Genomic DNA, 13,202 nt, shown 5'->3' with positions numbered 1-13,202 from the left:
TTACTGCAGAATTAACCCTACGATCATAATGAAACTAAATAGTATCAACCAACCAAATGCACAATAGCCGAAAATTCTAATCCATTTAGGTAATTGATTCATGTTAACTCTATTTGTGGGAATTCCTTGCATTGAAAACATCATTTTTTGATCTCTATCCCTATTATTTTGTTGTTCATACATAATATCATCACCTTTCTAGAACTATTGTGTTTATAGTATACCAGTTTGAAGAAAATTATGTACCAAATAAAAGTGGCTAGCCTGCTGAATTTAATAAAAATTGCTCAAGGCTCTAAGAGCTAACCATATTCTCTTTTTACATTTAGAAAATTAAATATTATATACTTAAATATAATATTTAACTCTAATCCTTTATAAATACTGAAAAAGAGCCCTACATAAATAGGACTCTTTTTTTCAAGTATTAACTTAATGGATATGCATTAGAACCAAAATAACGTTCTTTTATAATTTGAAGATGATGAAGCTCATGACCAGCAATGATGTATGCTAATGCACGAACTGTAACTGTAGATTTATTCGCATTTCCTCTTTGTAACCAAGCGTCTTTATCTAAACTTTTAAGTAAATGTACGGTAGATTGACGAACAACTATGAAATTCTCAAGAAGATCTTGCATAGATTGCTTATCAAAAGCAGCTTTAAGAACATACATTTCATCGTTATACCCAGGAAGTTCTGCTTTCTCGCCTCGAGCGATAGATAGCAATCGATACGCCATAATCCGTTCTGTATCCGCTACATGACCGATTACTTCTTTTATACTCCATTTAGTAGGAGCATATCGGAAAAGTCCCTCACTATCAGAAATCCCCTTTAATAAAAGATTCGTTTCCTGTATCTGTTGTTCTAGAATATGTATGATATTTCCGTCTGATATCAAGTTAATATACGTTGCATAATAGAGGTTATATTCACTTGCCTTGGGTCTTATTTGCATACGAATCCTCCTTTGTTTTTAATCTTTAAGTACAGATTATCATAAAATGTGTTCCGATTAGTCTGATAATTATAAATTAAAATCAAAAAATTCATCTATTACCTTAGTCGAAATAGTGTACTGTCACATCAATTAATAAACAGAAAAAGGATTTTTGATTTAACTCTTCGAATATCGTCCTATTACGAGTTTTTGATTACTTTTGATAATATCTAGGAAATATAGAAAGGTTGTGAAATTATTTGATGGGTTATAAAGCGATGCTGTTTGATTTAGATGATACGTTACTTGATAGGGATAAAGCAGTAGATAACTTGTTTTTATTAGTTTTAGAAAAGTGTTATGAGGATGTTAGTGATACAGTCAAAAACAATATGTTACAGAAATTTAAAGGGTACGATAAAAGGGAATATGGCATTAGTGATAAAACGATAGTTATAGAATCATTATTTGATGAATTCGCGCCGAAATATAGATTGCCGCGCAAGTATATCCAAGATTTTTGGAATGAAAATTTCCCTAAATGTTTTTCAATTGACCAAAATACTATTCATTTCTTAAATCATATAAAGAAACACTTTAAAGTGGGAATAATAACAAATGGCTCAACTCAGAGGCAAAAGGCTAAAATAATTAATACGAATTTAAACAATTACTTTGATACAATCATTATTTCGGAAGAAGTGGGATTGAGTAAACCTGATAAACGTATATTCGAACTAGCATTAAGTAAGCTAAATGCACAGCCGGAAAATACCTTATTTGTTGGGGATGACTTAGAAAAGGATATTGCTGGTCCTCAAAATGCAAATATAAAAGGTTTGTGGTTTAACCCTCAGAAAATCAAGAATACTACCCAAATACAACCATATGCCGAGATTAACACTTTGGATAGTTTGTTAAGTTATGTTACTCCACAATATTTTTATAACAAGTAAAAGCAATTTCATATATATATTTAAAAATATAAAAAAGAGAAACTATCATTAATTTCATTGACCGTATTAATAATAAAAAGTATATATTTACAATAAAAAATAGAGGCGATTTTAATAGCTGCGGCTAATTTAATCTATGATTAATACGAAGTTTTGTAAAACGATTTTACTCATACTGTGTAAATTATATAGGGGTGGGACTATGAAGATAAAGAAAGTAGTAGTCGATGGAATCAATATTGCGGTCATTAGAAACGATAAGGTATTAATATCGGATGTTCAGTCTGCATTAGATACTATGGCAACAGTTCAATATGAGGTAGATGCGAAACATATTATTATCCCAAAATCTTTAATAAGCGAAGACTTCTTTGATCTAAAGACACGTCTTGCGGGCGATATTCTTCAAAAGTTTATAAACTACAAGGTAAAGTTTGCTATTGTTGGGGATTTCTCTATGTATACTAGTAAAAGCTTAAAGGATTTTATTTATGAATGTAATAAAGGTAGAGATATATTTTACTTATCAACTGAACAACAAGCAATTGAAAAACTAAGTACATTAAAGTAATAATTATATCCTGCTAAATTCCCTCATTTCACTTAGTTCATGATTATATACGATATAGAAGAACTGATGTTTGTGATAAACTAAGAGGTGAATAAAGGGGGAGTTTTCTTGAACAAATTTAATGATGTAATTGGAAATTTAAACAATATAATTTACAAACCTAACAAATTAATAATCACGAATCTAAAAGAAGAACAGCAAAACGCAGAATATGCCGGTTGTTTATTTCACTTAAATAACAAAACTATCCGTTTTAGAGTATCAAAAATTACGCCTAATAAAATCGGGCAATTTGTTTCTTTTTGGGAGAAAGATGACAATATGCAAAATCAAGCATTTTCTTATGACGCTGCTCCTAACTTATTAGTTATCACTTGCATTGATGATAATAAACTAGGACAATTTGTTTTCCCTAAAGAAATTCTTCTTAAAGAAAAAATATTGAAAACGCAAAGTCAAAAAGGCAAGATGGCTATGAGGATTTATCCGCTTTGGGATACCCCTGTTAGTAATCAAGCGAAAAAGAGCCAATTGTGGCAACTTCAATATTTTGTTGATTTAAGTGATCCTTATAATTTACCTATAGATAAACTATTAAATTTATATTTGTAGCTTCTTTTCTTATGTAATTTAGTGAGTTGGACTTTTTGTACCGGTACAGTTAAATGAAATGTACATTGTTTCAGTACCCCATCAAATTTACAATCAACATATACTATTTTAACTTATACATGTTAAGGGGTGCTGACTATGACAAGTCTACAACATAAGCTTTTTACAAGATTGAATCTTGCAAACCGTACTGAAGTGAACTTTGAAGAATTAAACACAATTCTCTTTGCATTCGCACACACTATACCATTTGAGAATTTAGATGTTATAGCACGTAATGCGAATACAATTACTATAGAAAATTTACAGAATAAAATTTTAAATACGTCCCGCGGCGGACTTTGTTATGAATTAAATACTCTTTTTTACTACTTTTTACAAGATTGTGGTTATGATGTACAACTTGCACTTGGTACCGTATATAAAAATGAAATCAACGCATGGGCACTTGAGGATGGACATATAACAATTATTTTAAACTATGATAACATACGATACTTAATTGATGTAGGTATTGCTTCCTTAGTACCTCTAGTCCCTGTACCTTTTACTGGTGGGGCTGTTTCCTCTAAAAATGGTACGTATCGAGTGAGACGAAAAGATACGAGTAAAGGAAATTACGTTCTAGACAGAAAAGATACGAACGGTGAGTGGAAAGTTTGTCATGCGTTTTATAATCGTATCATTGATGAAACAGTAGTGAATGATGTTCAAAAAAGAGTAATAGAAGATGAGAAATCTATTTTCAATAAAGGACCAATTGCAGTTAAATTGACGGTCTCTGGCCATGTCTCTTTAACGAATACGAGTTTAACTGAAATGATTCATGGGGAAAAAACAAAATGTGAAATTACAGAAGATCAATATAGAGAGCTTTTAAATACTTTATTTGCTATTGAGTTGTGATGACACGAATAGCTAGCCGGTTCTTATGCAGAATCGGCTATTTTTATTAACTTTTATTTAAAATAACTATTAAAGTTTGATTTTCTAATTAGATATAATACACTAGAACAGTATGAAAAATTATAAACAATGAATTTTGAATGTAAAGGAAGATTTTTATGTCAATTATTGATAAATTGAAACTTAATAAGTATACAAATATGGTCGTAATTAATGAACCTAATGATTATGACATTTTTACAGGAAAAGAAACTACATTTTCAAAAGAACACGATGCCATTTTTGTTTTTGTAGAAACACTTGATGAAATGGTGAAACAAACGAATTATATTATTAGTAATGAAGAATTACTAATTGAAAAAGGCTACATATTCTTCGCGTATCCGAAAAAAGGGAATTCTCGTTACAGTACGTTTATTCACCGTGATGAGATGTTTCCTGCATTAAGCGTTGGCGAAGATGGGTATGTAGGACAGAGTGATATTAAATTTGCACGAATGGTGAGTATGGACGACGTCTTTACTGTTGTAGGTTTAAAGCTTGAAAAGAAAAAAGAGAAGAAAACACCTGCTATGAGTCAATGTGTTGCCGATTATGCAGATCGTATTAAAGATGTAGAAGCCCTATTGGCTAATCATCCAAATGAACTTAAATTTTATCAAAGTTTAACACCTGGATATCAAAAAGATTGGGCACGTAATTTATTTTCTGTAAAACAAGAAAAAACACGCGATAAACGTCTTGAGAAAATGATTGAAATCCTTTCGCAAGGCTATAAAACAATTGAATTATTCCGTAAGAAGAAAAAATAATGGTTAGGAACGTCACAATGATGCAACAATTAATGACACTTTGCACATTGAAAAAAGAATTCCTTTCAGTATACTAAAGTATGTTCTTATATTTAAATAATTAGTAAAAGAGAAAAGGTGTTTGAAATGAAATCGTATATTGTAGTTGGAGCTGGTATTTTAGGAGCGTCGACAGCTTATCACCTTGCTAAGGCAGGTGCGAATGTTACTATCATAGATCGCCAACAATTAGGTCAAGCAACTGATGCAGCAGCAGGTATTGTATGTCCTTGGCTTTCACAGCGTCGTAATAAAGCGTGGTATAAAATCGTTAAAGGCGGTGCACGTTACTATTCTTCGTTAATCCAACAATTAGAAGAAGACGGTGAAACGGATACAGGTTACAACCGTGTAGGTGCAATTAGTTTACATACTGACGAGAAAAAACTAGATCAAATGGAAGAGCGAGCTTATAAACGACGTGAAGATGCGCCAGAGATTGGTGAAATCACTCGCTTATCAGCTGAAGAAACGAAAAAATTATTCCCAGCATTATCAGAAGAATACAGTTCTGTTCACATTAGTGGCGCTGCACGAGTAAATGGAAGATTATTACGTAACGCATTAATAAGTGCTGCGAAAAAACATGGTGCTACTTTTATAAAAGGAGATGCTGTATTAGTTCGTGAAGGTAATCGTATTACTGGAGTTACAGTAAACGATGAAACAATTGTAGCAGAAAAGGTAATTGTAACTGCAGGCGCATGGGCGAATGAAATCTTGAATCCGTTAGGAATTAATTTCTTAGTTACATTCCAAAAAGGACAAATTGTTCACCTGCAAATTGAAAATACAGCAACAGAAAATATGCCAGTTGTTATGCCGCCAAATGATCAATACATTTTAACATTTGACAATGGTCACGTCGTAATTGGTGCAACACATGAGAATGACACTGGTTTCGATCACCGCGTAACAGCAGGTGGTTTACATGAAGTATTCCATAAAGCATTAACAGTTGCGCCTGGTTTAGAAGATAGTACTATGCTTGAAACGAGAGTTGGATTTAGACCGTTTACTCCAGGATTCTTACCTGTTATCGGACCGCTGCCTAACTTTGAAGGCATTCTCGTTGCAAACGGATTAGGTGCTTCTGGTTTAACTGCTGGCCCATATTTAGGATCAGAATTATCTAAACTAGCACTCGGCCAAACAATAGAATTAGATTTAAACGATTATGACGTTGCGGGTGCAATTGAATAATAAAAAAGATTAGGATTCGCTCCTAATCTTTTTTTATTTATAGTTAATTTGGTTAGTTAGATCATTATTAATTCCAAAACGGGACATTTTGAATCAATGAAATCGTCAAAATAAGCGTTGATAGTGAACCAGCAGATAATAAAGTTACTATTTTTCGTCCGTTTTGTTCTTTTGAAGGTTTTATCAGTTCTGTAATCAACACAATCCAAATTATTATTGATACAATTGAGATAACATTTATGGACATATGTAACACCTACCTTTATTAATTAGAAATAACAAGAACAAAATAATAGTTTGACGTTTTTTGAAGTTGTTTAGGCTTTGTTAGCTAATACTTTAATTGTTTTAATAGCCTCTTGTTTAATTCCCATAATGCTGTTTTGTTACTATCCCATTTCAAAAGGGTTACTGCATCCTCAAAGCATAACCATTTATAATTGAGGTGTTCTTTTGATAATAATATGTTTTTTGTAGGAACTTTAACTCCAAAAGAAAATTCTTTTATTACATAAACATCTTCTCCCCAAAGAAATTTCCCAACTACATCCTCTACAGGTAGTGAAGACACAGAATCTAATTTAATATAAGGATATTCTCTTAAAATACCAGCCTCTTCAAATGATTCTCGTTTTGCTGATTCAATAGGGGTCTCACCATCTTCTCCACCACCAGCAATTCCTTGCCAATAACCATAATCACTTCGGTTAAAAATAGCATATTGAATAGAATCATCAGTTATTATATAAGGAAATATCAATACTTGATAGGGTGCTCTCATTGCATAACTTCCTCCACAAAATAATCTTTAAATAAATATAAATAATTAATTGTTCATAAACATGTTTAATCATAACTGGGCAAAAACTGCTTTTTACCTATCGAAATTTACTTAGCGTAGTTTTTCTCCGAACTGCTATCGATACCCCTTATAGTTAATTACTATATGGAGTGGGTGTTCTTTTGAATAAAAACACAACTGATAAAACAAAGATTACAGCCTTCAAACCACCCCAATATGGATAAACAGCATGATCTGTTAAACTAGCATATTGAAAGATATTCTCTAAACCAAAAATCCCAATAACGACTGCTAAGAGAAAAGCGGCTTTTCCAATTGTACTATTACGATAGAGGGTAAATAAGTATATTGCACATATAAGTGGTACGATGATTTGTAGTAAGATTGCCATTGATTGTCCCCCTAATTTATATTTTATACTTGTATCATATCAAAAAATGTAATAAAAAGGAATGTAAGTTAATTGATGCTAAATAGAAAACAGAATTATACGAATAGGGATATCACGCTTTCACGTCTATAGTTTTGATACTAATTGAACTACTCTAATCATATTCTTCTATTAAAAAGAATAAAAAGAGGTGTACAGTTAATTGACAAAAGTTAAGGTTCGTTTACAGCCCATCGTTCATAACTTAAATTTACCAACTGTAATAAAAGCAGCTATACTTCCAGGTGAATCGACCGAAAGGCTATTTATCGCAACTCAATTAGGAGAGGTTTTTTACATAGGAGACGGAGCTATAAAGACATTTTTAAATATTCGTCACCGAATTATTAAATTAGGCACATTTGAAGAAGGTGTTGCTAGTAGCGGTTATGATGAACGCGGATTGCTGGGATTAGCGTTTCATCCGCACTTTAATCATAATGGCTTATTTTATCTTCATTATTCAATGACTGGGACTCAAGGACCAGGTGCACTTTCAGAACAATTTAAACCGAATTCGTGTGACCCGAAAACTTTAAACTTAAAGTGGATAAATAGAGATACTCAATATGATCATATTGATACAATTGAAGAATGGATTTTACAATCAAACGGTCAACCTCAAAAGCGACGAACATTACTGAATATAAAACGGCCATTTTTTAATCATAATGGAGTAAATAGCTTAAACTTTTCACCTGAGACTGGAAAACTGATTTTTACAAATGGAGATGGCGGTTCAGGCTATGATCCATTTAATTTAAGTCAGGATGATTTAGAAATAGCGGGTAAAATAATTGAAATCGATGTAAGTAAAAATACGTCCATAAACAATCCTCCAGTAGTTACACGCTTTAATGAACTTCCTTTATCTATACAAGAAACACTTACGGTAATTGCAAAAGGCGTTCGAAATATAACAGGCATTTCATTTCAAAGGTTTTATAATCAATATATCAAATATGCCGGAAATGTCGGACAGGATATTGTAGAGTCTATTTTTTCTTTTGTTCAATATAAACCAATACCAGTTACCGAACTTGTTCAAAGTCATTTAATAAGAGATACTCCCGATCAATATGGATTTATTAATTTTGGTTGGAGAGGGTGGGAAGGAGAATTACCTACTTCTTTTATAAGGCACTGTTCTGAGAATCCTACTTTAGATGAGAGAACAATGGCTTATTATAATGAAACAATAGAAACATCCGCAAAGCGAATCCAACCTCTAATCAGTTATTTTCATAAAGATTCTAGACCAGATAAATTTGGAGGAACTTCACTTACAGGAGTCCAGCCATATATGGGAACTGCAATACCTAATTTAACGGGTAGTATCGTGTTTACTGATCTTGCCAAGAAAGAAAAATCTCAGTCTCCAATAAAGGGTGCGTTAGCTTATTCTAGAGCTGGTATAGATGGGACACGTAATGATTTTCAAGTTATTGAAACTAATTATAATTTTGGTGAACAAGCAGCTTATTTTATGAGTTTAGGAACAAACTTAGATCAAACTAGATTATATTTAGGAGTTTACGGTTCTATGAAAGTAACTGATTTTAACAAAGGTACTATTTTTGAAGTTGTTCCTTAATATGATATAAACTCGCAGATTCATTCTTAATACAATAATTATCTATGGTTTACTTGAAGAAGGTAATAAATAAACAAAATGTGTATGAATAAAAATAGAAAGTGATAAATTATATATCTTTAGGGGGATTTTGATGAATCACTTTAGAAACTATTGGTCTCAACCGATGATCGCGCATGATACGAATTTTGTTCACAAAAGAAAGGTGACACCAGCAAAGAGGTTAGTTATTACAGCGTTACTTGGTTCACTTGCTGCTATTTTTCAATCCGCGGGGAATTTAATCCCTGGTATTGGCTTATTTATTAGCCCTTTTGCTACGTTACCGATTTTTTTAGCTATTTGTTATTCTATTCGCGAGGGAATACTTTCTTATATTCTTACTATTCTCCTAATATTTATTATTGAGCCAAGTGAATTAATTGTCTTTCCTTTTACTACAGGTTTATTAGGTATAGCGTTAGGAGTATCCTTTATACAATTCAAGAGGAGGATTTGGGTGGTTTCCTTTTCAGCGATATGTTTACTTATAGGAATTATGGTCGTTCTTGATGTCTTTCGATTTCCTGTATTAGGTCCTACTGTTCATACAACTATGGATATAAAAATTATATTATCGATATTTATACTGAGCTTTCTATATTGTTGGTTCTATGCAGGCCTTTGTAGAATAATGTTGAATAGAGTATATAAAGTATTGTCTTAACATTTTCATATGTATTTTCAAAGATTGGAGATTTAAGTCGTGTATAACGTTAAAATAAGAAGGCCAAATTCGGATGATTTAGATGAACTTAATTTGTTTTTTCGTCTTGTTATTACTCATACATTTAAAAATGAAGGGTTATCAAAATTATTGAATGACATAGAAAATGAAATACATACGAAAAAGCAGTATTTGAAAAATGATTTGGAGAGTAACGGAGAAAGTCGTTACTTTTTATTAGCAATTGATACAAGTAACGATAAAATCATTGGAACAATTGAAATCGGTCCAGCAAGTACATTGATTCATAGTTGTACAGGCGGTGTTCTTAAAGATTTATATGAAATAGGAACCGTATTTGTACTACCTGAATATCAACGAAAGGGCATAGGAAATGTATTACTAAATGCAATGTATATTACATTACTTAGCAGAGGAATAACAGAATACTGTTTAGATAGTGGATACAAAAAAGCGCAAAGTATATGGACAAAGAAGTTTGGAGAGCCTAGTTATGTACTGAAGGATTATTGGGGAGAATCAAGTGATCATATGATTTGGAAGAAGAGTTTACATGATACTCCTATAATATTTGAATTATAAAATGAAATATGCCTCTGAACGTAGCTTTTCTTACATATGTATGCTATTATTTATATTTATAATAAAAGAGGACGTGAATGAACTTGATTAAAATTAATATTCCTGAAGCTAACGTTTCAATTACTGAACGTAAACAAGTTTTTAAAGGAGACGAGCCAATAATCACTCCAATTAATGGTTTTATCGATTTCCACTTGTTCCCTAGAGATAAAGGCGGCATTTTTATGTTTTACAATATTAATGACGAACTTCTTTTCGTAGGTAAAGCCCGTAAAATTAGACAACGTATTAAGAAGCATTTTGAAGACAATGTTTCACCAATTAAAAATCACCGTGATGAAGTATACCGCATTGATGCATGTATCGTAGAAGATCCAACAGAAAGAGAAATTTATGAAACATACATTATTAATGAATATAAAGCAAAATATAACGTTGATAAAGTGTTTTATAAATAAGTAACAAAAAACAATCCTAGCACATATACTAGGATTGTTTTTTTATTGTTTCATTCTTCATTTCTTTCTCCTTTTTTAAAATGATTAGCAGCAATTAAACAGAAAAGCCCTATAAATAAAATTATAATTCCAAGCGTTTTATGTTTCCCTTCAAAAAAAGGAATATCTGAAATAACATTTGTCATACATAACCCCACAAACACAAAGATTGGTCCTATCCAAAGTAATACATTGCCGAATTTCGTATGTTGCCACATAGTAACCCTCCTGACCTCTTTTTACATATATATCCATAAAATGAAAGTAAATTCATAGAGAAATATAGTTTTTTTCATATCGAAAATTTAACCTTCATATATTGGTACAAGCAAACGAGAAAGGGGACTATCATGAATTGGTTAGAAGCTTTTATATTAGGGATCATACAAGGTTTAACAGAATTTTTACCGATAAGTAGTACAGGTCATCTTTATTTAGGAAGACATTTGTTTCAATTAGATGAAGCCGGATTGTTTTTAGATACGATGCTGCATATTGGGACTTTGCTTGCGGTGTTTATTTATTACAAAAAAGAATTTATATATTTAATTAAAAATCCATTTTCAAAACTAATGCTATTACTTATTGTCGGAACGATACCCGCAGTTGTAATTGGATTGTTATTTAAAGACTTCTTTGAAGATATTTCTAAAACAGGTATTACGATTGGTTGGGAGTTTTTAGTGACAGGTTTATTTCTATATATGGCCGATAAACAAAAAAATGGTCGTAAAAAAATGGATGACATTACATATAAAGATGCATTAATTATCGGTTCTTTTCAAGCAGCTGCTATTTTCCCGGCAATTTCTCGTTCTGGAATGACAATCGTCGCTGCATTATGGAGGAAGTTAGACCGTGAAACTGCTGCTTACTTTTCTTTCTTGTTATCAACTCCAGCCATTGTCGGAGCTATCATTTTGCAATTAGCAGATGTTTATCAAGGGAAAGCAGAATCTATTTCCAGTACATCTTTAATCGTCGGAACGTTATCAGCAGCATTTTTCGGTTACATAGCTGTTTCATGGATGATTCAATACTTAAAACGTCACTCTTTAAAAGTATTCGCGTACTACGTATGGGGATTAGGTATTTTAATTTTAACGTTGCAATATACTAACGTGTTTTAATGTATTAACTATTCGTTTAGATCCTGTTTCATTCATACAAGGCAGGATCTTTTTTCATTAAGGAGGAAAATATGTTTAATAAGGCTATTGTGATTGGCGGAAGTATCGCAGGGAAACTCGCAGCAAAAGCATTATCAACTACTTTTAAAGAAGTAATCATTATAGAAGCTGGTGAAAGATGGGATGGAAAAGCTTCGAGAAAAAGAGTTCCGCAAAGTAGTCATCCCCATGTGTTATTAAAGGGTGGAGAAAAAGCAATTGAGGAATTGTTTCCTGCTATCACTAATGAACTAATTGAAGCCGGTAGTATCGTAAATAATTTTACTCGTGATATAAAATGGCACCAATTTCGTTTATGGAAACAGCAATTCATAGGAAAAGTACATATGATCCAACAAAGTAGGTTTTTGCTTGAATGGCATATCCAAAAACGAATTGATGGTATTTCCAATGTTACGACTAAATATAGAACATCGGTTGAAGGGTTATTAGTAGATAGAAATCTAAACAAAGTATGTGGAGTAAAAGCTAAATGTATAGAAACTAGCTCGCAGGAAGAAATCCAAGCAGATATTGTCGTTGATGCGAGTGGATTTGGTTCAAAAAGTATAGCTTGGTTAGGCGAACACAATATCGAAGTGCAAGAAGAGAAAGTGCGTATTGATTTATTTTACGCAACTAGACTGTTTAAACTCAAAGAAAATGAGAAATTTGACTGTTGTAATATGCTAATGTCTCCAAGTTTCCCTGACAATCCGTATGGTGTTCTTATTCAAACAATCGAGGATCATCGTTATTTTATTACTTTCAGCGGGTACGCAAATGAGAAAGCACCACAAACTGATGAAGATTTTTATAATTTCGCTGAAAACCTATCAATCTCTAATGTTACAGATTTTCTAAATAAAGCAGAAGCCATTTCAGATATCAAAACGTACAAAATTCCTTATCAAGTACGTCGGCGATTTGATTTAGTGAATGATCTACCCGAAAGACTGTTAGTAGTTGGGGATGCACATTGTCGTTTCGATCCTGTTTTCGGGCAAGGTGTTTCAGTTGCTGCTATGGAGGCTCACCAATTACAGTTACTTTTGCAAAGAAGACAAAAGCAAAGCATTTACACAGCAGTTTTATAAAAGGACCGCTCATATCATACAAACGCCGTGGGAAATGACTACAACGGAAATATCACGTCATCCTCAGCTAAAAAGAGAATTAACGATAAAGCAAAAATTTCAGCTATGGTATACGAAACAAATATATCAACTATCTGCAACTGATTCTGACGTTTACATTCGATTGGTAAGAGTAATGAATTTAATTCGTAGTCCATTGCACCTATTTCATCCAAAAGTGCTACTTGCTGTGTTACTGAAGCGAAAGAAATAGAAGGAA

Annotated in this window: 17 protein-coding genes and 1 pseudogene; 12 read left to right on the top strand and 6 right to left on the bottom strand. The window is 32.3% G+C overall.

Going from position 1 to position 13,202, the window contains the following annotated elements; genetic code table 11:
- On the bottom strand, window positions 1-183 hold the full coding sequence (locus BAQ44_RS20280; protein WP_063263032.1) for a hypothetical protein: 183 nt from the start codon (window positions 181-183) through the stop codon (window positions 1-3).
- 244 nt (window positions 184-427) lie between these two features.
- Window positions 428-964, bottom strand: a complete 537-nt coding sequence (locus BAQ44_RS20275; protein ID WP_071723320.1) for a DinB family protein — start codon at window positions 962-964, stop codon at window positions 428-430.
- A 245-nt stretch (window positions 965-1,209) separates the two neighbouring features.
- On the opposite strand from BAQ44_RS20275, the gene BAQ44_RS20270 reads away from it, so the two are divergent.
- From BAQ44_RS20270 to BAQ44_RS20245, 6 genes are all read left to right on the top strand, one after another.
- The gene (locus BAQ44_RS20270; RefSeq protein ID WP_071723318.1) at window positions 1,210-1,902 is read left to right on the top strand and encodes an HAD family hydrolase; all 693 of its coding nucleotides are present in this window, start codon (window positions 1,210-1,212) and stop codon (window positions 1,900-1,902) included.
- A 202-nt stretch (window positions 1,903-2,104) separates the two neighbouring features.
- On the top strand, window positions 2,105-2,473 hold the full coding sequence (locus BAQ44_RS20265) for a DUF4180 domain-containing protein (protein ID WP_061679051.1): 369 nt from the start codon (window positions 2,105-2,107) through the stop codon (window positions 2,471-2,473).
- Between the two features lie 108 nt (window positions 2,474-2,581).
- A complete protein-coding gene (locus tag BAQ44_RS20260; RefSeq protein ID WP_071723315.1) occupies window positions 2,582-3,085 on the top strand; it encodes a MepB family protein in 504 nt (167 codons plus the stop codon).
- A 138-nt stretch (window positions 3,086-3,223) separates the two neighbouring features.
- The gene (locus tag BAQ44_RS20255) at window positions 3,224-3,991 is read left to right on the top strand and encodes an arylamine N-acetyltransferase family protein (RefSeq protein ID WP_071723313.1); all 768 of its coding nucleotides are present in this window, start codon (window positions 3,224-3,226) and stop codon (window positions 3,989-3,991) included.
- A gap of 158 nt (window positions 3,992-4,149) precedes the next feature.
- Window positions 4,150-4,803 carry a YdeI/OmpD-associated family protein gene (locus tag BAQ44_RS20250; protein WP_071723311.1) on the top strand — a complete coding sequence of 218 codons (654 nt, stop codon included), beginning with the start codon at window positions 4,150-4,152 and terminating at the stop codon, window positions 4,801-4,803.
- Window positions 4,804-4,929: 126 nt separating this feature from the next.
- On the top strand, window positions 4,930-6,045 hold the full coding sequence (locus BAQ44_RS20245) for an NAD(P)/FAD-dependent oxidoreductase (protein ID WP_071723309.1): 1,116 nt from the start codon (window positions 4,930-4,932) through the stop codon (window positions 6,043-6,045).
- 67 nt (window positions 6,046-6,112) lie between these two features.
- On the opposite strand, the gene BAQ44_RS20240 is transcribed toward BAQ44_RS20245, so the two are convergent.
- The 3 genes from BAQ44_RS20240 to BAQ44_RS20230 form a co-directional block, all read right to left on the bottom strand.
- The gene (locus BAQ44_RS20240; RefSeq protein WP_071723306.1) at window positions 6,113-6,292 is read right to left on the bottom strand and encodes a hypothetical protein; all 180 of its coding nucleotides are present in this window, start codon (window positions 6,290-6,292) and stop codon (window positions 6,113-6,115) included.
- Window positions 6,293-6,376: 84 nt separating this feature from the next.
- A complete protein-coding gene (locus BAQ44_RS20235) occupies window positions 6,377-6,826 on the bottom strand; it encodes an NUDIX hydrolase (protein ID WP_071723304.1) in 450 nt (149 codons plus the stop codon).
- A 154-nt stretch (window positions 6,827-6,980) separates the two neighbouring features.
- Window positions 6,981-7,238, bottom strand: a complete 258-nt coding sequence (locus BAQ44_RS20230; RefSeq protein ID WP_071723302.1) for a hypothetical protein — start codon at window positions 7,236-7,238, stop codon at window positions 6,981-6,983.
- Between the two features lie 202 nt (window positions 7,239-7,440).
- Here BAQ44_RS20230 and BAQ44_RS20225 point away from each other — a divergent pair, with 202 nt between their 5' ends.
- From BAQ44_RS20225 to BAQ44_RS20210, 4 genes are all read left to right on the top strand, one after another.
- Window positions 7,441-8,871, top strand: coding sequence for a PQQ-dependent sugar dehydrogenase (locus BAQ44_RS20225; RefSeq protein WP_071723300.1), 1,431 nt, complete (start codon window positions 7,441-7,443; stop codon window positions 8,869-8,871).
- Window positions 8,872-9,004: 133 nt separating this feature from the next.
- Window positions 9,005-9,577 (top strand): hypothetical protein, encoded by a 573-nt coding sequence (locus BAQ44_RS20220; RefSeq protein WP_071723298.1) that lies wholly within the window; start codon window positions 9,005-9,007, stop codon window positions 9,575-9,577.
- Window positions 9,578-9,616: 39 nt separating this feature from the next.
- Window positions 9,617-10,180 carry a GNAT family N-acetyltransferase gene (locus BAQ44_RS20215; protein ID WP_071723296.1) on the top strand — a complete coding sequence of 188 codons (564 nt, stop codon included), beginning with the start codon at window positions 9,617-9,619 and terminating at the stop codon, window positions 10,178-10,180.
- Between the two features lie 77 nt (window positions 10,181-10,257).
- On the top strand, window positions 10,258-10,638 hold the full coding sequence (locus BAQ44_RS20210; RefSeq protein WP_061679041.1) for a nucleotide excision repair endonuclease: 381 nt from the start codon (window positions 10,258-10,260) through the stop codon (window positions 10,636-10,638).
- Window positions 10,639-10,688: 50 nt separating this feature from the next.
- Here the strand turns inward: BAQ44_RS20210 and BAQ44_RS20205 are convergent, their stop codons facing one another.
- Window positions 10,689-10,895, bottom strand: a complete 207-nt coding sequence (locus BAQ44_RS20205) for a hypothetical protein (RefSeq protein ID WP_063263425.1) — start codon at window positions 10,893-10,895, stop codon at window positions 10,689-10,691.
- Between the two features lie 132 nt (window positions 10,896-11,027).
- On the opposite strand from BAQ44_RS20205, the gene BAQ44_RS20200 reads away from it, so the two are divergent.
- On the top strand, window positions 11,028-11,807 hold the full coding sequence (locus BAQ44_RS20200) for an undecaprenyl-diphosphate phosphatase (protein ID WP_071723293.1): 780 nt from the start codon (window positions 11,028-11,030) through the stop codon (window positions 11,805-11,807).
- Between the two features lie 71 nt (window positions 11,808-11,878).
- A pseudogene (locus BAQ44_RS20195) lies at window positions 11,879-13,196 on the top strand (FAD-dependent oxidoreductase).
- Window positions 13,197-13,202 lie beyond the last annotated feature (6 nt).

Source organism: Bacillus mobilis (assembly GCF_001884045.1).
Classification (GTDB): domain Bacteria; phylum Bacillota; class Bacilli; order Bacillales; family Bacillaceae_G; genus Bacillus_A; species Bacillus_A mobilis.
This window is presented reverse-complemented; position numbering and strand designations above follow the sequence as displayed.

What these genes read in the sequence shown, in the direction of transcription:
- BAQ44_RS20280 (WP_063263032.1), bottom strand. Translation starts at nt 183, where the DNA reads ATGTATGAACAACAAAATAATAGGGATAGAGATCAAAAAATGATGTTT.
- BAQ44_RS20275 (WP_071723320.1), bottom strand. Translation starts at nt 964, where the DNA reads ATGCAAATAAGACCCAAGGCAAGTGAATATAACCTCTATTATGCAACG.
- BAQ44_RS20270 (WP_071723318.1), top strand. Translation starts at nt 1,210, where the DNA reads ATGGGTTATAAAGCGATGCTGTTTGATTTAGATGATACGTTACTTGAT.
- BAQ44_RS20265 (WP_061679051.1), top strand. Translation starts at nt 2,105, where the DNA reads ATGAAGATAAAGAAAGTAGTAGTCGATGGAATCAATATTGCGGTCATT.
- BAQ44_RS20255 (WP_071723313.1), top strand. Translation starts at nt 3,224, where the DNA reads ATGACAAGTCTACAACATAAGCTTTTTACAAGATTGAATCTTGCAAAC.
- BAQ44_RS20250 (WP_071723311.1), top strand. Translation starts at nt 4,150, where the DNA reads ATGTCAATTATTGATAAATTGAAACTTAATAAGTATACAAATATGGTC.
- BAQ44_RS20245 (WP_071723309.1), top strand. Translation starts at nt 4,930, where the DNA reads ATGAAATCGTATATTGTAGTTGGAGCTGGTATTTTAGGAGCGTCGACA.
- BAQ44_RS20240 (WP_071723306.1), bottom strand. Translation starts at nt 6,292, where the DNA reads ATGTCCATAAATGTTATCTCAATTGTATCAATAATAATTTGGATTGTG.
- BAQ44_RS20235 (WP_071723304.1), bottom strand. Translation starts at nt 6,826, where the DNA reads ATGAGAGCACCCTATCAAGTATTGATATTTCCTTATATAATAACTGAT.
- BAQ44_RS20230 (WP_071723302.1), bottom strand. Translation starts at nt 7,238, where the DNA reads ATGGCAATCTTACTACAAATCATCGTACCACTTATATGTGCAATATAC.
- BAQ44_RS20220 (WP_071723298.1), top strand. Translation starts at nt 9,005, where the DNA reads ATGAATCACTTTAGAAACTATTGGTCTCAACCGATGATCGCGCATGAT.
- BAQ44_RS20210 (WP_061679041.1), top strand. Translation starts at nt 10,258, where the DNA reads ATGAACTTGATTAAAATTAATATTCCTGAAGCTAACGTTTCAATTACT.
- BAQ44_RS20205 (WP_063263425.1), bottom strand. Translation starts at nt 10,895, where the DNA reads ATGTGGCAACATACGAAATTCGGCAATGTATTACTTTGGATAGGACCA.
- BAQ44_RS20200 (WP_071723293.1), top strand. Translation starts at nt 11,028, where the DNA reads ATGAATTGGTTAGAAGCTTTTATATTAGGGATCATACAAGGTTTAACA.